17 protein-coding genes and 1 pseudogene are annotated in these 19,372 nt (G+C 38.0%); 7 read left to right on the top strand and 11 right to left on the bottom strand.

Features of this window, described 5'->3' with window-relative positions; translation table 11 throughout:
* Positions 1-100: 100 nt before the first annotated feature.
* From pnuC to K5Q14_RS00740, 5 genes are all read left to right on the top strand, one after another.
* Entirely contained in the window at positions 101-916 is an 816-nt protein-coding gene (pnuC, locus tag K5Q14_RS00760; protein ID WP_220733925.1) for a nicotinamide riboside transporter PnuC, read from the top strand.
* A 98-nt stretch (positions 917-1,014) separates the two neighbouring features.
* Positions 1,015-1,188, top strand: coding sequence for a 50S ribosomal protein L32 (rpmF, locus tag K5Q14_RS00755; protein ID WP_220733924.1), 174 nt, complete (start codon positions 1,015-1,017; stop codon positions 1,186-1,188).
* Between the two features lie 68 nt (positions 1,189-1,256).
* Positions 1,257-1,892 (top strand): copper homeostasis protein CutC, encoded by a 636-nt coding sequence (locus tag K5Q14_RS00750; RefSeq protein WP_220733923.1) that lies wholly within the window; start codon positions 1,257-1,259, stop codon positions 1,890-1,892.
* 116 nt (positions 1,893-2,008) lie between these two features.
* Entirely contained in the window at positions 2,009-3,706 is a 1,698-nt protein-coding gene (locus K5Q14_RS00745; RefSeq protein ID WP_220733922.1) for an NFACT RNA binding domain-containing protein, read from the top strand.
* 169 nt (positions 3,707-3,875) lie between these two features.
* The gene (locus K5Q14_RS00740; protein WP_220733921.1) at positions 3,876-5,213 is read left to right on the top strand and encodes a DHA2 family efflux MFS transporter permease subunit; all 1,338 of its coding nucleotides are present in this window, start codon (positions 3,876-3,878) and stop codon (positions 5,211-5,213) included.
* A gap of 85 nt (positions 5,214-5,298) precedes the next feature.
* Here the strand turns inward: K5Q14_RS00740 and argF are convergent, their stop codons facing one another.
* The 8 genes from argF to K5Q14_RS00700 all read right to left on the bottom strand — a co-directional run bounded on the left by argF (position 5,299) and on the right by K5Q14_RS00700 (position 14,021).
* Positions 5,299-6,312 carry an ornithine carbamoyltransferase gene (gene argF / locus K5Q14_RS00735; protein ID WP_220733920.1) on the bottom strand — a complete coding sequence of 338 codons (1,014 nt, stop codon included), beginning with the start codon at positions 6,310-6,312 and terminating at the stop codon, positions 5,299-5,301.
* A complete protein-coding gene (argH, locus tag K5Q14_RS00730) occupies positions 6,312-7,697 on the bottom strand; it encodes an argininosuccinate lyase (RefSeq protein ID WP_220733919.1) in 1,386 nt (461 codons plus the stop codon). Before argH ends, argF begins: the two co-directional genes overlap by 1 nt.
* Before the next feature lie 38 nt (positions 7,698-7,735).
* Positions 7,736-8,962, bottom strand: coding sequence for an argininosuccinate synthase (locus K5Q14_RS00725; RefSeq protein WP_220733918.1), 1,227 nt, complete (start codon positions 8,960-8,962; stop codon positions 7,736-7,738).
* Positions 8,963-9,154: 192 nt separating this feature from the next.
* Positions 9,155-10,144: an LCP family protein gene (locus K5Q14_RS00720; protein WP_220733917.1), complete on the bottom strand. Its 990-nt coding sequence runs from the start codon at positions 10,142-10,144 to the stop codon at positions 9,155-9,157.
* Positions 10,145-10,213: 69 nt separating this feature from the next.
* Positions 10,214-11,578: a magnesium transporter gene (gene mgtE, locus K5Q14_RS00715; protein ID WP_220733916.1), complete on the bottom strand. Its 1,365-nt coding sequence runs from the start codon at positions 11,576-11,578 to the stop codon at positions 10,214-10,216.
* A gap of 85 nt (positions 11,579-11,663) precedes the next feature.
* A complete protein-coding gene (locus tag K5Q14_RS00710; RefSeq protein ID WP_220733915.1) occupies positions 11,664-12,566 on the bottom strand; it encodes an RluA family pseudouridine synthase in 903 nt (300 codons plus the stop codon).
* An 85-nt stretch (positions 12,567-12,651) separates the two neighbouring features.
* On the bottom strand, positions 12,652-13,446 hold the full coding sequence (locus K5Q14_RS00705) for an NAD kinase (protein ID WP_220733914.1): 795 nt from the start codon (positions 13,444-13,446) through the stop codon (positions 12,652-12,654).
* Entirely contained in the window at positions 13,443-14,021 is a 579-nt protein-coding gene (locus K5Q14_RS00700) for a GTP pyrophosphokinase (RefSeq protein ID WP_220733913.1), read from the bottom strand. The genes K5Q14_RS00705 and K5Q14_RS00700 overlap by 4 nt, the downstream gene beginning before the upstream one ends.
* Before the next feature lie 262 nt (positions 14,022-14,283).
* On the opposite strand from K5Q14_RS00700, the gene K5Q14_RS00695 reads away from it, so the two are divergent.
* Both K5Q14_RS00695 and K5Q14_RS09915 read left to right on the top strand, forming a co-directional pair.
* Positions 14,284-14,892 carry a DsbA family protein gene (locus K5Q14_RS00695; protein WP_220733912.1) on the top strand — a complete coding sequence of 203 codons (609 nt, stop codon included), beginning with the start codon at positions 14,284-14,286 and terminating at the stop codon, positions 14,890-14,892.
* A gap of 35 nt (positions 14,893-14,927) precedes the next feature.
* Positions 14,928-15,634: pseudogene (locus K5Q14_RS09915) on the top strand (SAM-dependent methyltransferase).
* Positions 15,635-15,701: 67 nt separating this feature from the next.
* On the opposite strand, the gene K5Q14_RS00685 reads toward K5Q14_RS09915, so the two are convergent.
* The 3 genes from K5Q14_RS00685 to rnz form a co-directional block, all read right to left on the bottom strand.
* On the bottom strand, positions 15,702-16,232 hold the full coding sequence (locus K5Q14_RS00685; RefSeq protein ID WP_220733911.1) for an adenine phosphoribosyltransferase: 531 nt from the start codon (positions 16,230-16,232) through the stop codon (positions 15,702-15,704).
* 75 nt (positions 16,233-16,307) lie between these two features.
* Positions 16,308-18,272 carry a single-stranded-DNA-specific exonuclease RecJ gene (gene recJ, locus K5Q14_RS00680; RefSeq protein WP_220733910.1) on the bottom strand — a complete coding sequence of 655 codons (1,965 nt, stop codon included), beginning with the start codon at positions 18,270-18,272 and terminating at the stop codon, positions 16,308-16,310.
* 30 nt (positions 18,273-18,302) lie between these two features.
* On the bottom strand, positions 18,303-19,247 hold the full coding sequence (gene rnz / locus K5Q14_RS00675) for a ribonuclease Z (RefSeq protein WP_220733909.1): 945 nt from the start codon (positions 19,245-19,247) through the stop codon (positions 18,303-18,305).
* Between the last annotated feature and the right edge of the window lie 125 nt (positions 19,248-19,372).

Genomic DNA, 19,372 nt, shown 5'->3' with positions numbered 1-19,372 from the left:
TCACTCACTTATAAAAAGAAAGGTGCCAAGCCGCTCTCTCAAAGTACTGTCACATAGCAGAAACCATCCAGAGTGCCTTAATTTTGGCAAAAATAAAATCATGCAAAACGCCTCATCTCAACAAATTTCACATTGGCAATTGATCAACCCACTTTGGTATGCTGAACAATTCAAGGGTTGGACACGATTATCTTATACACTATTAACTATTGGGTTACTCATTATTGCCTACACAAGTTTTGGCATGGGTGCACCAATTAATGGTATGACATTTGCAACATTTTTTGCGGCAGCATTTGGGTGGACAACTGTCCTTGGTTTAAAAGAAGCAAAACCTATGAACGGCCTTTTTGGGCTATTATCGGCTGCTATTTACATTTATGTTGCTTGGCTACATAGCAATCCAGCTGATGCGGTATTACAATTAACTTATGTTATTTTGCTAGACATCCCTGTCTTAGTCATGCCATCATGGGTTAAAGATACTGACAAACATGTTCGCTTTATTCATGAAACAGATATTCGTGGTGAAAAGCATGGTAAAGTATTTTGGTATACTGTTGTCGCTATCGTGGCTATTGTGGCCTTTGTTGCGGCTTACTTATTTGAAACACAAGTGTTGCACACACCGCGTCCAATATCAGATTCATTGGTCTTAGGTACTGGCTTAGTTGGTGCAGTCTTAACAACTTTCCGCTTTTCTGAAAGCTGGTTTGCTTGGCTCTTACAAGGCATTATGCAAATTGCCTTGTGGGGATTGACTGTTGCAGCCGGTGGTGCACTTGGTGCCTCTGCGTTAGTTATTCTAGTTACGTATCTCATGTATTTTGCAAATGATGTCTTAGCTATTGTCCAATCATCATGGTTTCATCATAAAGACATCACGGCACAACTAGCACAACGGCATGTCAAGTAAAACACCTTGACATTGTTTTTAACAAACCTATTGACAAAAGTGTTAATTTTCGGTAAACTTGACTAGTTGATAAATTGAAACGAAAGGAGGTGCCATTTATGGCTACCCCATCAAACAAGAACTCAAAGTCTCACAAGCGTAACCGCCGCGGACACATTGGTTTGAATGTTCCTAACATTTTGTTGGATCAAACAACCGGTGAGTACCGTGTAGCTCACCGTGTCTCACCTTCTGGTGTTTACAACGGCAAGCAAGTTACAGAAAAGAAGTAATCACACATAAAAACCTGTACCACAATGGCACAGGTTTTTTGTTTGCAATTTTATGGTAAAATGGTGACATGACAATTACAATTAGAGAAGCAGCGGTTGATTCTGTCGAAACTGCCAAACAAATGCGCCAAAAAGGCGCTAATCGTATTGAACTAAATAGTCGGTTAGACTTAGGTGGACTAACACCAGACACACGTACAATCATTGATACACTGATTGCAATTGAGGATGTGCCAGTCGTTATTATGGTGCGTCCCCGTGGCGGCGATTTCGCCTACTCTGACATTGAATTGCAACAAATGCAAGATAGTTTACAACAAATTGCTGATCTTGGTGGGCAATTTGTAACATTTGGTGTTGTTCGTGACGGTCTTTTAGACAAAGATGCCATGTCTGAATTAATTATACGTGCCACTGAATTAAATTTACAAGTGATTATGCATATGGCATTTGATGCCATCAATCATGACCAACAACAGCAAGCTATGTATTGGTTATCAGAGCATCATGTCAATCGCATTTTGACACATGGTGGCGAACTAGCCACACCAATTATGGATTTATTACCATATCTACAAGTCCTTGTGAACACCGCGCCAGCGAATTTAACAATCTTACCCGGCGGTGGTATTACAGTTGCCAATTCACAAGCTATTGCTAGTACACTTGGTGTAACTGAAGTGCACGGATCTAAGATTATCTAGCTTTGAAGCGGTCTCTTTAACGATATCGTTAAAGGCTTTTTTTAATAAAAAGATTAAATTATATGTTATTAATTCCGCGTTACGATACAATATAATAATAAGCGAGGTACTATAATATGCCATTAGATGGCCTTTTCACACATGCCCTGGTGCATGAACTTAATGAACTAATCGTTGGTGGACGTATCACAAAAGTGCACCAACCTTATCCAAACGAAGTTGTCCTAGTTGTCCGTAATAACAGTGTTAACTATCCTGTTCTTTTGAGCGCTCATCCCACTTATGCACGGACACAAATCACACACATCCCCTATGAAAATCCACAAACTGCACCTAATTTTGTCATGTTTTTGCGACGCTATTTAGAAGGCGCTAAACTACAAAAAATTGAACAAGTGGAAAACGACCGCATCATCAACTTCTATGTCAACGCACGTAATGAATTAGGAGATATTCAAGAAATCCGTTTAACACTTGAGATGATGGGCCGTCACTCTAATTTATTTTTAATTCGCGAGACTGACTCTCGTATTCTAGAACTTATTAAGCACGTACCAGCCGATCAAAACCGTGTCCGTTCATTGATGCCTGGTGCGACATACGTGTTACCGCCAGCACAAAATCTCAAAAATCCGTTCACTGCTGGTGCCTTAGAAGCGCTAGCATCTATGATTTTAGATACCCCTTTTGACGACTGGGCCAAATTTATTCAATCCACGTATCAAGGATTCGGTCGTGATTCTGCTCAGGTTTTGGCTCACACCATTAATCAAGATGGTGATCATTTAGCACACGCTAAAAATTGGTTAGCGCGCTTTAACGATTTAAAGCCAACACTCTTCACTGCCGAAAAAGGGACACTCAGTTATGCTGCTTTTGATTGGTTGCAAGATTATGTGACTAGTGAACACTTTCATACCCTTGGTGATATGCTAGATGCTTACTATATTGGTAAAGCAGAACGTGAACGCGTCAACCAACAAGCTGGTTCATTAGTTCGTGTTGTCAAAAATGAACTCAAGAAAAATAACTCAAAACGCAAAAAATTATTAGGAACACTCGATGATGCAACAAACGCTGATGATCTTAAAGTTATGGGTGATTTATTGATTACATACCCTCATCTCGTTCAAAAAGGCATGACATCAATTGAAATTGAAAATTACTATGATAACAATCGTTTACTTAAAATCACATTAGATCCTAAATTAAACGGCTTGAAGAACGCTGAAAAATATTTCACTAAATATCGTAAATTACGAACAGCTGTGGCCTATGTGAACGAACAAATGGCCTTAACAGATGCTGAAATTGATTATTTTAATAACATTGTCGCACAACTTGATGTCGCTTCTCCAAAAGACGTTGAAGATATCCGCTTAGAATTAACCAACGGTGGTTACATTCGTGCTAATAAAAAGAACAAACAGAAACCTAAAGTCTCAAAACCAGATAAATTTGAAAGTTCCGATGGTACACTGATTGAAGTTGGTAAGAATAATCTACAGAATGAACGCCTATCTCTAAAACAAGCTGATCGCCGTGATATTTGGCTCCATGTTCAAAAAATACCTGGTTCCCATGTTATTATTCACTCAGCAAATCCGTCAGATGAAACACTAGTCGAAGCCGCAAAACTAGCTGCTTACTTCAGTAAAGCACGTGACTCAGCAAATATTCCAGTTGATTATTTGCCAGCCGGCAAACTGCGTAAGCCAAATGGTTCAAAACCTGGTTTTGTCATTTTTGAAGGACAACAAACCATGTATGTGACACCAGATGCCAGTTTAGTTGCTCGTCTAAAAATTAAATAACACATTACTCACATTACCCTATTGACAAACTAGCTAAGTTTCTGTTACATTTATCTAAGTTGTTTCGTACAGATAGCGCGGATTAAATTCGGGCCGACAAAAGAGGCGTGACATTATCATTTTTTGATAATGTCACACCTCTTTTTATTTATTTAAGGAGAAAATCATAATGACATCAAAAAATTGGCGCGTTATTCCAGCCGTTATTGCAGCGGGTATTCTAAGCTTTAGTGGTGTTTTAATTGAAACCTCAATGAACGTCACCTTTCCTAAGTTAATGTCGGAATTCGGTACGAATGCCAATGGTGTGCAATGGGTTACTACCGGTTATTTACTAGCAATTGCCATCATTGTACCAATTTCAGCATTTTTAATTCGCAATTTTTCAACCAAAGAATTGTTCATTTTATCAAATTTTTTGTTTCTATTTGGTACAGTTTTGGACAGCTTTTCTCCTTCGCTAACACTATTATTGGTTGGTCGTATACTTCAAGGTATTGGTACAGGTATTGCCTTACCGTTAATGTTTCATATTATTTTAACCAAATCACCCATTAAAAGTCGTGGCATGATGATGGGCGTTGGCAGCATGATTACATCACTTGCGCCAGCAGTTGGACCAACATATGGCGGTGTTTTACTGAACACATTGGGTTGGCGATCAATATTTTGGTTTTTAATTATTTTAATTATTATTTCTTTAGTTATTGGACTAATTAGCATACCATCAGAAAAAGTGCATCGGACAGAAAAATTCCCTTTCAAAACATTTATTTTCTTGGCTCTTGGTTTAAGTTTTGTACTATTATCAATTGAAAAAATGTCACTGTTAATGGCAATAGTTGGTATTTTCTCACTCATTATTTTTTATATCGTTAACCAAAAAAACAAACTATTGCAACTAACACTATTTCAAAATAGTCGTTTCAATTTTTATATGTATGGCTTTTTAGCCTATCAGGCCATTTTGTTAGGCTTATCGTTTATTTTACCAAACTATTTACAACTAAATTTACACGTAAGTGCAGCGGCGGCGGGTGCATTTATGTTTCCAGGTGCTCTTATTAGTGCAGTTTTGGCACCTATATCTGGTTCATTACTGGATAAAATTGGGCAATATCGTCCCATATTATCAGGGCTCATTATCTCAACAGTTGCGCTATCTTTCATGTTTCTTTACTTTCCTAGTCTTAATTTTTGGACGTTAATGTTAGGCCACATGTTATTGATGGTTGGTATTGGTTTATCATATGCTAACTTGATGACTGTCACGTTAGCAACATTACCTGCAAATGAAACAGCTGATGGTAATAGTATTTTAAACACGACACAACAATTTGTTGGTGCAACGGCAACAGCTGTTGTCGCTCAAGTAATCACGACTGCCATGCATAAAAGTCCAGCAAATGGTATGATTATAGGTTCCAAGCAAGGTATTGGCGGTTTAACTGTTTTGATTATCGTGTCACTTGTTTTGTTCATTGCTGTCAATAGACATCAAAAGTAACTCGTTATCACTATAAAAATGCGCCATCTAAAATTAATTATTGTATAAAAAAAGTTGACCTTTACACACAGGTCAACTTTTTTATTCACGCTTCTGGTATAAACATATTACCTAATGTTGCTGCCATAACTGCTTTAATCGTATGTAATCGATTTTCCGCTTGTTCAAATTGATGTGCATAAGATGCATGAAATACATCGTCTGTAATTTCCATCTCTGAAATACCAAATTTGTCATATATTTCCTGTGACATCGTGGTATTTAAATCATGAAACGCTGGTAAATCATGCAGCACAATAACGTCATCATTATGAGTCATGGCTACCAATTGCGCGTTAATTTGATACGGTGTCAACAGTTTAATACGTTCTTCAAATGTTTCCTCTTCACCCATGGAAGCCCAGACATCTGTATAAAGTACATCAACCCCAGCAACACCTTTAGCAACCTCATCAGTCACCATAATATTTGCACCAGACACGGCTGCTTTTTGTGCTGCCAATGACTGAATTTCTGCTGTTGGTTGTAAACTCTTAGGCGCAACGATATGTATATTAACACCTAAAATAGCACCAGTAACTAGCAAAGAATTGGCCACATTATTTCGACCGTCTCCCATATAAGCCAGCGTCACACCTTCTAATCGCTTAAATTGTTCTTTAATTGTTAGAAAATCGGCCAACATTTGTGTTGGATGCCAGTCATCTGTTAGGCCATTCCAAACTGGCACACCAGAATATTTTGCTAATCCTTCAACCACATCCTGTGAAAAACCACGATATTCAATACCATCATACATGCGGCCAAATACTTTTGCAGTGTCTTCTAATGATTCTTTTTTGCCAAATTGAATATCGTTTTTACCTAAAAACTCAGCATGGGCACCTAAATCATTAGCGGCCACGGTAAAGCTTGAACGCGTTCTTGTTGATGACTTTTCAAACAGTAACGCAATATTTTTACCTTGAAGATAGTGATGCTCTATATTCTGTTGCTTTAGATATTTAAAGTGCGCCGACAAATCAATCAACGTTTCTAATTCTTTTTTTGTAAAATCACTTTCCTTCAAAAATGATTTTCCTTGAAAATGTGAATTCATTAACGTGCCTCCAAATTTTTTTCATGTCGTGCAATTTCTTTTTTAACATTTTCAACTGCTGTACCGCCAATCGACGTACGTCGATTAACCGCTGTTTCTGATTCTAACACGTGATAAATATCAGCTTCAATTTGCGGTGCTGCTGCTTGTAAAGTAGCCAGTGGTGTCTTTTGTAACGGCGTATGTGTTTGCAACCCTTGTAATACAAGCTGACCAACAATGGCATGTGCTTCACGAAAAGGTACACCCTTTGTGGCTAAATAATCAGCTAATTCTGTCGCATTAGAAAAATCATCTTGTGTAGAGGCTAGCATGCGTTCTTCATGAACTTTTAAGCCGCTTAACATACCGGTGAATATTTTGATTGATGCAATAACTGTGTCCATTACATCAAAAACTTGTTCTTTGTCTTCTTGCATGTCTTTATTATATGCCAGTGGTAATGATTTCATCGTGGTCAATAACGCCATTAAAGCACCGTAAGTTCGTCCTGTTTTACCACGAACGAGTTCTGCAAAATCAGCATTTTTCTTTTGAGGCATAATTGATGAACCTGTTGAAAAATCGTCTGACAGTTCAATATAATTAAATTCATATGTCGACCAAAGAATTAATTCCTCAGCCATTCGTGATAAATGCATCATCAAAATTGCTGCATTTGACAAAAACTCTAACGCAAAATCACGATCTGAAACGGCATCTAGTGAATTATGATAAATATCGCCGAACCCTAATTCAGATGCCACAAATTCACGGTCAATCGGGAAAGTTGTTCCCGCAAGGGCTGCTGCCCCTAAAGGTAAAATATCAGTGTGTAGCTGATTAAATTCAAAACGCTCATAATCTCTTTGGAACATGTCAAAGTAAGCTAATAAATAATGACCATACGTTATCGGTTGTGCATGTTGCAAATGCGTATAGCCAGATATAATCGTCCCTGCGTGCGTATTTGCTAATGTCAGTAATTCTTGTTGTAACTCATTTACTGCGTCAAGTACGTGTGGCAAACGATGTTTAACCCATAAATGAAAGTCAGTCGCAACCTGATCATTTCGTGAACGCGCCGTATGCAGTTTTCCAGCAACCGCACCAATTTTTTCAGTTAACAAAGATTCCATATTCATATGAATATCTTCGTTTTTAACATCAAATATTAACTTACCAGCACTTAAATCTTGTTGTAAGGCTTTTAAACCAGCAACAATTTGTTCTGACTCATGAGGAGCAATAATATTTTGCTGTCCTAACATTTTAGCATGGGCAATTGATCCTTCAAGATCTTCTGCTGCCATTTGTTGATCAAAATGAATTGACGCCCCAAACTCATCTACCCATTCGGCTGCTTTAGCAGTGAAACGGCCACCCCACAATTTTGTTGTTGCCATAATATTCTCCCTTATGTACGGCGAAAAACGCCATGTATTTACTTAATTTTATTTTTCTTATCTACTGAATGAACATGGTTCACTTGTTCATAAACAGTATTGCTTAATGTCCACAACTTAATAAAGCCAACCGCTGCTTCTTGGTCAAATGATGAAGCACTTGTATAAGTAGCCAAATCTTCATCATACAATGAATTGTGCTCTGATTGACGTGCAACCGCAATCGCATTGCCCTTGAACATTTTCATTTTAACAACACCATTAACATTCTTTTGTGTTTCATCAATAAATGCCATCAATCCATCAAACAATGGTGATACCCATTTAGCTTCGTACACCAAATTGGCTAATTGTTGCTCGATCATTGGCTTAAAGTGGGCAACATCACGTTCTAATGTCAAATCTTCTAGATCCTTATGCGCTGTCATCAATACAGCTGCAGCAGGTGCTTCATAGATTTCACGTGACTTAATCCCTACTAAACGATTTTCAATATGGTCAATTCGGCCAATACCATGTGCGCCAGCAAGTTCATTTAATTTGATAATCAAATCAGCTAACGGCATTTCAACGCCATCAAGTGCAACTGGTACACCAGCAGCAAATGTCACATCGATAAACTCAGCTTCATTTGGTGTTTTTTCAATTGGTGTTGTTAAAGCATAAGCCCCTTCTGGTGCTTGATTCCAAGGATTTTCTAAGATGCCAGCTTCATTGGCACGGCCCCAAAGATTTTCATCAATTGAATAAGGTGATTCCAAACCAACGGGTACGGGTACATTATGTTCAGCAGCATACGCAATTTCTTCTTCACGAGACCACTGGAACTCACGAATAGGTGCTTCAATCTTCATATCAGGGTCTAAAGCATGGATAGCTGCTTCAAAACGGACTTGGTCATTACCATGACCAGTTGAGCCGTGGGCAATGGCGACAGCATCATTTTCATGGGCAATATCAACGAGCTTTTTGATAATCAAAGGTCGTGATAAGGCAGAAACCATTGGATACTCACCTTCATACAACATGTTAGCTTTGATGACAGGTGCCACATATTGATCAGCAAACTCAGCTTGGGCATCAATCACAATCGATTGGCTTGCACCAACTTGAAGTGCTTTTGCTTGGATCATGTCCATATCTTTGCCATGCTGACCAACATTCAAAACAACAGCTATAATTTCATAACCTTTGCTTTTCAACCAAGGAATGGCCACCGATGTATCTAAACCGCCTGAATATGCTAATACTAATTTTTCTGTCATTTTTCTGTCCTCCGTATTTATGCTATGTATTTATATTAACGCCTTTTGTTTATTTATTCAACACTTTACTGACTATATACATATAAATAATGTATATGCCTTATTTTTTTGTATATTTTTGCAAATAAAAAACCTGATAACTTTCTGAACACTTTATTTTGTCCAAGTTATCGGGTTTATAATTACTTTTTATTATTCTGATAGTTGTTCTGAAATAGCGTCATGGACACGATCAATTTCTGTTTGACTCATGACTTCTACTGATCCCAATGCCCCCATACTTTGTGTTGTACCACGCATCTGATCTTGTTTAATATTTCCAAGTGCTGCGCGGTAGCTTAATGCTAAGTTCTTCATCGAAGATGTTGATACATCTGTTTGAACATTATTTGATAACGTATTTAATAATGAATCATTAAACAGACTACCTACACTTGCTGAATTTTTCAGTACGCCTCGAAGAATAAGCTGTTGACGCATTTGACGACCATAATCACCATTTGGATCTTCATGTCGCATACGTGAAAAGGCTAGTGCTTCATTACCATCCATATGATATGTTTGATTGGCTGTAAATGAATACTGGTTTTTAGAATCTGCCTGCGTATCATCCCCTTCTGTTGTGAAGGTCAATGGTGAGGTAACATCAACGCCACCAACAGCATCAACCATTTTAACCAAACCACCCATATTAACTAAAATATAACCGCCGTTAATCTTAATATTTAATAGATTTTCAACTGCTTCCATAGCTGAATCAGCGTTGCCATAAGCAAAAGCCGCGTTAATTTTCATTTGTTGTCCATTGACAGTAACTAATGTATCACGTGCAATAGATGTCATCGTGGTTACCTTAGTTGTTGGATTAACTGTCATAACAATCATCGTATCTGTACGGCCTTTATAGTCACGGCCCAATTCACCAGTATCTGTCCCTAATAATAAATAAGATACGGGTTGCTTATTGGCTGTTATTTTATCAGCTTTTTTGGTCGTTTGCGATGGATTTTGTATTTTTGTAATTGTTCGGTTCATATTGTAGTAGGCATAACCACCCGTACCTAAACCAATTAATACTAACAAGCCAACCAGCAGCAAAATTGTATTACGAATTCTGTGCCGTTTTTTAGGCCTATTTTGTTTCCCCTTATTAGCCGATCGCATTTGCTCACGTGTTGGCATATTCATTCACTCCTATAATAGTTTTATCATTTATTTTAACACAACAAAAATTAATTTCTGATTAAAATGCTAACTGCCAACAAAATGGGAAATAAACAACTGTGCGACATTAAAATAAATCAAAACAGAAGTTAAATCCGATAATGTTGTAATAAATGGCCCACTGGCAACAGCTGGATCAAATCCCATTTTATCAATTAACACCGGAATTAAATAACCAGCTAAATTGGCTACTATAATAGCCATGGCCATTGCAATTCCGACTGCAAAGCCCAGTATACTATTTTGTTTCCATATTGCCACAATAACAAAAACAGATAACCCAGTGGCTATGCCGACAATGATGCCAGCAACAATTTCACTGACAAAGTTTTTCCAACCGCTATTTTCACTACCAACCGCAATACGCCGCACCGCCAAAGCAAGTGCTTGTGTACCTGCATTTCCAGCAGTTCCAGTAATGAGCGAAATAAAGGCAGCTAAAATTGAAGCCTGTTTCACTAGTCCATCGTATGAGCTAATCAACGTGGCTGTTGCCATGCCAAGCACGAGTAAGGCAATTAACCATGGTATTCGCTTAATCGCAGAATGCCATGGCGTATCATTGATTTGACTGACGTTAACGGCAGCCAAACCAGAATAGTCTTCAACAGCCTCTTCATCAATAACATCGACAATATCATCAACAGTAATGACACCTAACAAACGATTGTCATCATCTGTTACAGGAATTGAGAGAAAATTATAGTCAGCCACAATTTGAGCAACATCTTCTTGATCATCACCTGCTTTAACACTAATAATACGATCATTTGTAATTTCAGAAACGGCTAAATTATCTGGATGCGTTAATAAATCACGCAATGAAATAACACCAGCCAACTGCTTTTGAAAATCCAATACATAAACATAACTAATAGATTCTGCTTCTAACGCTTGCTTTTTAACTAAGCGCATCACTTCATCCACATGCAAATCCTCTTCTACTGCCAAATATTCAGTAGACATTAAGGATCCAGCTGTTTGTTCATCATAATCAATTAATTTACGAACAGTATCAGCTTCGGATTTTGACATTAAACTCAGATATGTCGCAACAACTCTTGCTGGCATTTCCTGTAATAGATCAGCCTCATTATCGGCGTACATTTCCTGTAAAACAAGTACACCACGTTGTGGTGGCAATTCTTGCAACAACCTGACAATATCTGCCTCATCACTGTCTAAATTGTCAAACACACGTGCTAAAATATCAATAGATAACAAGCGCCATGCAACTGATCGAAATTGTTCTGGTAAATCAGCATAAACCTGTGCCATTTCAAAATCGTGTAATGATTCAAAACTTTCAATAAATTCAGCGTCTTGACCTGAATGCAGTAAATCAGATAAAAATTGGATGGTTTGATAGCGTTGTTCATTTTGATCTGCCATAATTACCCTCACTGTTTTGACATCTTAATTCCTGTACAAATCTGGTGCTTGTTTATTTGTCTAAGATATAAAACTAGCTCATCACTTAGGTCAAATCATGTAAGCCCTTTAAATCTTCTGGTAATGTGGTGTTAAATTCTCGATATGTTTCAATAAAGGGATCATAAAATTTCATATGATAAGCATGTAAAGCCTGACGTTTTAAGCCGTACCATCGTGGTCCGCCATACAAATTATCGCCAACCAATGGATGCCCTAAGTTTTGAAAATGAACTCGAATTTGATGTGTCCGACCAGTATGTAGTTGGACTTTAACACGTGTCATCGGTTGTACACCACCTTCATCATAGCGGCGTTCAACCCAATACTCTGTACGAGATGGTTTACCATCATCTCGTACTTCGCGTTTAATAAAATCATCATCGACACGCCCAATCGGTGCATGAATATCGCCATGATCTTCTGATAAAATACCACTAACGTAAGCCACATAAAACTTTTCAACCGTATGTTCTTGCAACTGTTGATCCATCACCGCGTGAGCAAAACGATGCTTGGCTAACAATACAATACCAGATGTATCGCGATCTAACCGTGTCACAACATGAGGCACTAGATCCTCAGCGTCTATCTCTTCTAAGTGACCTTTTACCTGATTAACTAGTGTATGCAATCTGTCGGCATGCCCAGGTACTGTTGTGATACCGTAGGGCTTATCAACAACTAACCAATGTTCATTTTCAAAAATAATAGTCAAAGGTTTGTAATCTGCCGCAACCAGATCATTACTTTTCTCTGTTGGCATAATAATCGTCACTTGATCGCCATCATCTAAATAGTCAGACGTATACACTTGCTTATCATTTTTTAAAATAGCGCCACCATTATGTTTCATTTGACTAAACATGCGATGTGAGACGCCATGTGCTTGTAAAAACGTGCGTACCTTACGCTGTTCACTGCCAGAATATGTCCATGTAAATTGCATTACTATGTCGTGCGTTTAACGATAAACTATCAAACGCTTCCCTTCATTATTTTAAAACGGATAGTATTAAGAACATCCGAGTATGTCATTCAATATCGCTAATAAATGCACGATGTACACGCTGCCAAAAATCAACATGCCGATACGCTGCAAAATGCACTTGTTTATCGGCTACACGAAAGCGCAATTCTGTAATACTTTTAACTTTGATATCACTTTGATCATACATAACCAGAAAATGATCACTTTTAGGTTTCATAATGATTTCTTGACCCTGTGGCACTATCAACGGTGATCCTAAAGTCCGAAACACACGATTGTTAATCGAAGCAATTTCAGACATTTGTATAGCCGATAAGTTAGGATGTAGTACTGCGCCACCATTTGCCTTATTATAGGCAGTGGATCCTGTTGGTGTGGCGACAGAAATGCCATCACCACGAAAGCGTTCAAACATTTGGTCACCTAAATAAATATCAGCAACCAATGTACCAGTTGGTTGCTTGATAGCAGCTTCATTCAAAGCCAAGAAATGATAGTGTTCACCACTGTCATAAACAACGGTCATATCCAATAATGGATAACTCACGCTCTGACTGTTATCATTAACGAGACTGTTGACCAGTTCATCGAGTTCTGTACTTAACCAGTCTGTATAAAACCCAAGGTGCCCTGTATGCAAGCCAACAAATCGAATATGATCAATTTGATCAACATAATGTTGAAACGCACCCAAAAGCGTACCATCGCCACCAACAGTGACAACGATGTCTGGTTCCTTGTTATCAATGATAATATTATTTTTTTTCAAGGCCAACGTCAATTTTTTTGTAATTGCTTCTGAACTTGCAGCATTATTATTAAAAATTGCTATTTTCATTCTGCTGCCCGAATCTCACTGACTCTTTGATCCCATTCAAAATTCTCGTCTGCTAAAATTGTCAACTGTTCAACCATTGGCGCTGGTAAATTATCCCCATGTTTATAGCGTAAGTCATGTTCAATTGTCGCCCAAACATTCATGGCAATTGTGCGCACTTGAATTTCGGCAAGCACTTTACGTTCCCCACTGTACATTTGAACAGGGTATTCAATAACAATATGATATGAGCGATACCCTGATGGTTTAGCGTTAGTCACATAATCGCGTTCTTCTAATATTTGAAAATCTGTTCTATCGCGCAATAATTCGACGACTGTATATACGTCTTCGACATATTTTGTCATAATACGTACGCCAGCAATATCTTGCAAATCTAGGGACAATCGTGTTTCATCCAAATGGCGACGTACAATTTTTTCTTCAATTGATTCTTGCGTTTTCACACGACCTGTAACAAATTCGATAGGTGAATTTTTACCATCTTTTTCGAATTGATCACGTAACCCGCGTAATTTAATTTTTAATTCTGTTACCGTCTGCTGGTACGGAACGAAAAATCTATCCCAATCCATGCCGACACCTCTTTCTAGACATAATTGCAACATAGTCTTTGCCATGCTACAGTATTAAACATGTGTGTATTAATGTTCAATAACACAATATTTTTAAACCATTATAAACAACGTGCGCATAACGATTTAATCTCATACGCTTAATTTTAACACATAATTGGTGTTGTTTTGAGCATATCAGTCGACAAGTCATTATTTTACGGGTAGAATTACAATTTGGATATTAAAAATCTATAGCAAACAAACTTAACGGAGATCAATCATGATTGATATTTATCATTTTTCAAACCCACTTTCAACACATTGCCTAACAACTGAACAATGTTTAACAAACATCACCAGTGACATTGCAGAGCGCACACATTTACATTTTGTCCCACTCATCAACACGACTATCATCCAAAAATTCAAAAATCATACGCTAAGTCTCTCAATGAACGATCGTATTTCTGATACCTCCGAAATTCTTTTTAATGTTATTTTAGATTTTAAAGCAGCGCAACTTGAAGGTAATAAAAAAGCACGTTATTTTTTAGTTCAACTACAGCACGAATTGCTCATTAATCAGAAACATTATACTGCCTCACTAGTTAACCAAATTCTTGATAAAAGCGGGATCAATCACGCTGATTTTTTAACTAATCGCGCTAATGAAGAAGCCATTTCTGCTATTATTAAAGATCAAAAATGTGCAGAAAAAATCATGCAAAAAAAATGTGCCACTATTGCATTGACATTTTCAAAAGACATTGAAACACAAGTATTGACTGATTTTTCTGTCAATGAGTTAGTACTTGCCTTTGCCCCACATTTGACACCAACAGTTAATACAGACACGTTATTACAAAATTTAAAGTCTTATGCTTATTAAATTATATGTGACCTATTTATGTCGTGGAGGTCAACGTGCAATCACAAATAATGATTAGCAAATTAACCCATTATGCGACGGCATTTCAGAATCAAACGATTGCTTATCAAAAGATAATCGCCGCGTTGTCAACATTACGTGCCCTTAAACAAAAACAGCTTCCTTTGACACCATTGCCATCACTTTCCTTTAGTGAGTCACAGATTTTAAAAGACTTACGACTGATGCCAGTTGATGACTTGCTTTCTGAATTTCGACAAACACTGATTACCAATTTTGGTATTTACCTAATCAGAGTTGGATAACAGATTTACATCGTTTCATTGCGGGTCGCAAAGTACTTGAAATCATGTGTGGCAACGCAATTATAACCTATGCCTTACGCGAACTCGGTGATGATATTACCGCAACCGATAATTTTACATGGCAAGGGCAAGACATACAAATGCCAAAACCTTGGACCAAAGTAACTAAAATGTCAGGACTAACGGCAGTCAAAACTTTACCGTTTGATGTTGTTATTATGAGTTGGGCGCCAGATACAGATACCAGCGATGCCACTATTTTAAAAGCACTACGTGAGCAACATTTCACGGGTGATTTCATTGTTATTGGTGAAAAAAATCAAGCCACTAATTCAAGCACATTTTGGCAAATTGCTGACCTCACCCTCTCAAAAAATTTAAATCAATATCATCATCAATTTGATTCTATACATGACCAAATTTTTATAGTCAAATGAGTGATAAAAAAGGCTTCAAAGTTGTCAGACACAATCTAACAACTTTGGGGCCTTTTTCATTTTATTTTTAATAGGTCATTAATGACAGAAATGGGACATCTCCAGCGCGCATGATTTTTTCACGACCTTGTAAATCTTTTAATTCAATAATAAAAGCAACCCCTGCAACAACACCACCGAGTTCGGCGATGATTTCACGCGTAGCATTGATTGTACCACCAGTAGCTAACAAATCATCGACAATAAGTACACGTTGTCCAGGCTTGATAGCATCCTTATGGATTTCAAGTACATTTTCACCACCATATTCCAGGGAATAAGACGCACTCACAGCTGCACGTGGTAATTTACCACCCTTACGTGCCGGTACAAAGCCAATATTCAAGGCGTAGGCTAATGGTGACCCGACGATAAAACCACGTGATTCAGGACCGGCAATTAAATCAATCTTTAAGTCTTTAGCAAAATCAGCAATTGCATCAATCGTTTGCTTATACGCTACGCCGTCTCCCATCAACGGTGATAAATCACGAAAACTTACACCATCTTCTGGAAAATTCTCAACTGTTGCAACATAATTATGTAAATCTACTGTCATTTTTTCTCTCAGAGTGCTGCGCAACGCTGATAAACTCGTTAGCGCGTTCTAGCACTCATGCTTTCTGTTTAATCATTAACGGTTTGCCAAAAACTTATGATAAGTTTTTGACGTTGTCAATGCCTTTTGTGGTGCATTGGGAATAATTTTTACAAAACCACCATCAATCACTTGTACGAAACCTAATTCAATAAAAACCTGTACCATAATATTAAGATCATTTTTAGTAATATTTAGTTGCTTTGCTATTTTATCCAAATTTTGTGCAAAATTCAAGTCCTGATGCGCATAAATAAATTTATAAACCTGACCAAAAAATTTTTTATGGGCATCATTTTCAATCACCGCTGGCATAGAAACGTCTGTCAGCAATAATTGTAACTTTTTTTGACCACGAAAATAATTCAGCCCCATCGTTGCAACAAAGGATATATGCGTTGGATGGGCAACAATCGTTGCCCAATCAGGATGATTAAAGCCAACTGCTTCAATTTGATTAGTGAGTGTTAACTTAAGATGTTGCTTAGTTGACCCCATCGTGACAGCCTTTTCAATTTTGGGTTCTTGTACACCAAAAGTTGGTTGTGTATTGCCTGTCCCAAAAGGTTCTAATAATGTTAAGCCATCGTAAACCGATATTGCCATTTGAGATACTGGTAACATCATATTAACAGCTACTGACATTTCAGGCACGTTAAGCGCTGGTAACGTGGTTAATTGTTGACGTAATGTTGACAAGTTTTCTGGAGATATTGCCAACCCTAGTGCACTTGCATGACCACCAAACGTATCATAAAGCGCACGATATTGGCCCATCAATGTATATAAATCAAACTGATTGTAAGTACGGCCAGAACCTTTGTAGATCCCCTCTATCAAGCTTAATACAATCACTGGTTTGTGCAATAACTCAACCAATCGGCTTGCTACAATACCCAAAATGCCTTGATGCCAGTTTTCACCCGCAACAACGAGCACTTGATCATTAGCGTGTTTATCTGATAATGCTATTTGTTTGGCAGCACTAAATACTTCTTCTACAATTTCTTGACGTTGGGCGTTAATAGCCTCAACTTGTGATGCTATTTCACTGGCTTCATCAGAATCTTGACTTAATAATAACTCAAGGGCTAATCGCGCATCCCCTAAACGACCAACAGCGTTCAAACGTGGTGCAATTTTGAAAGACACCGTTTCTGAAATAACTGGTTGATTCGCTATTTGGCCAGCATTTTTAAGTAAGGCGACTAATCCTGGACGTGGATTATCGTTTATTTGTTTTAGTCCCCATGATACTAAGGTACGATTTTCGTCAGTCAATGACACCATATCGGCAATCTCGCCCAAAGCGACCAAATCTAACATTTCTGTTGGCAGGTCACTTTTATCTGTAATCGATTGGCCATCTGTTAACAGTGCTTGTGCAACTTTAAAGGCAACACCAACACCAGACAAATCATCGAATGGATAATGACCGTCTGGGTGTCTAGGGTGAACAACCGCATAAGCATTGGGTAGCGTTGGTGGCAATTCATGATGATCAGTAATAATAACATCAACGCCTTGATTCATCGCGTAGTCAACTGCTTCATGACCACTAACACCATTATCAACCGTGACAATAATTTGCACGCCTTCTGCTATTAAACGTTTGTAAACATCAATATTTGGGCCGTACCCGTCGTGAAAACGATCAGGTATATAAGAGGTCACATCAGCGCCTAAAACTTCTAGTGCCTCAACCATAACTGCAGTACTTGTCATACCATCTAAATCATAATCACCATAAACAACTATTTTTTCACCACCAAAGGCGGCTTCGGTCAATCGTTCAAATGCTTTATCCATGTCATGTAATAGCATTGGATCATGTAATTGATTAATATTTGGTTGCAGATATTGAAAAGCAGCTTCTGGTGTTGTATATCCTTTTTGGGCAACAACGGTTGCTGTCAATGAGTCAATATTTAATTTTGTTGTGAGTTGACGTACTGTTTTTTCTGCTGGCTGTGGTAATATTTGCCACTTATTTTGACTCATTGTAACCTTCTTTAATGTGTAAGATCGGCCTTACACCTCTTTTTTAAACGGAATATCGATCACATCAAAATCTCTGGCAACAGTTGTATTTGGAAAAATACGACGGACATCAGTAATTAATGTTTTGACCATTGGGCCAATATATCTTGCTGATAAATGAGTCAACACCAATTTATCAACTTGTGCATTGTGCGCTGTCATAGCAGCATTGACACTCGTCGAATGGGCATGTGATTTAGCTAGTTTTGCTTCCTCTTCTCCAGCACCATAGGTACTCTCGTGTACAAGTACGTCTGCATGGTGTGCAAGTATGCCAATATTATCATTAGGTCGTGTATCTAAAATGAAAGTCACAACGCGTCCTTTTTGTGCTGCGCCAATGTAATCACGACCATCTAGTATACGACCATCTGATAAGGTCACTTTTTTACCAGCTTTTAACTGGCCAAATATTGGTCCTGATGGCACGCCTTCTTGACGCAATTTAGCGACAAGCAATTCACCTGGATGATCTTTTTCTTCAACACGATATCCCCAAGTTTCAATACGGTGTCGCATCTTTGCAGCAATCACACGAAATGTTTTATCTTCAAAAATAACGCCTTCAGCAATTTCGGCATAAACCACAGGATATGATAAGCGTGTTTCTGAAACACGTAAAGCCGTCTGAACAAACTCTTTCACGCCTTTAGGGCCATAAATAGTGAGTGGTTCATTTTTATCAGCGCCTTGAAAAGAACGTGAGCTCAAAAAACCTGGTAATCCAAAAATATGGTCACCATGTAAATGTGATATAAATATTTTTTCAACTTTACGTGGTCGTATTGTTGTTTTTAAGATTTGATGTTGTGTCGCTTCACCGACATCAAAAAGCCAGACCGCATTACGTTCATCAAGTAAACGCAGCGCAATACTAGTCACATTTCTAAATTTTGATGGTTGGCCTGAGCCAGTTCCTAGGAATTCAAGTTGCATGGTATTTTGATCGTTGCATTTGACAAAAAGTAACACTTCAAATGCAACGTATTCTCCTAATCAATTAGATGTTTGTCCCTCATCTATAACCTATTCATTTTACCATATAACAGCCTATAATGACG

The sequence above is a fragment of the Leuconostoc inhae genome (genome assembly GCF_019656015.1).
Lineage (GTDB): Bacteria > Bacillota > Bacilli > Lactobacillales > Lactobacillaceae > Leuconostoc > Leuconostoc inhae_A.
This window is presented reverse-complemented; position numbering and strand designations above follow the sequence as displayed.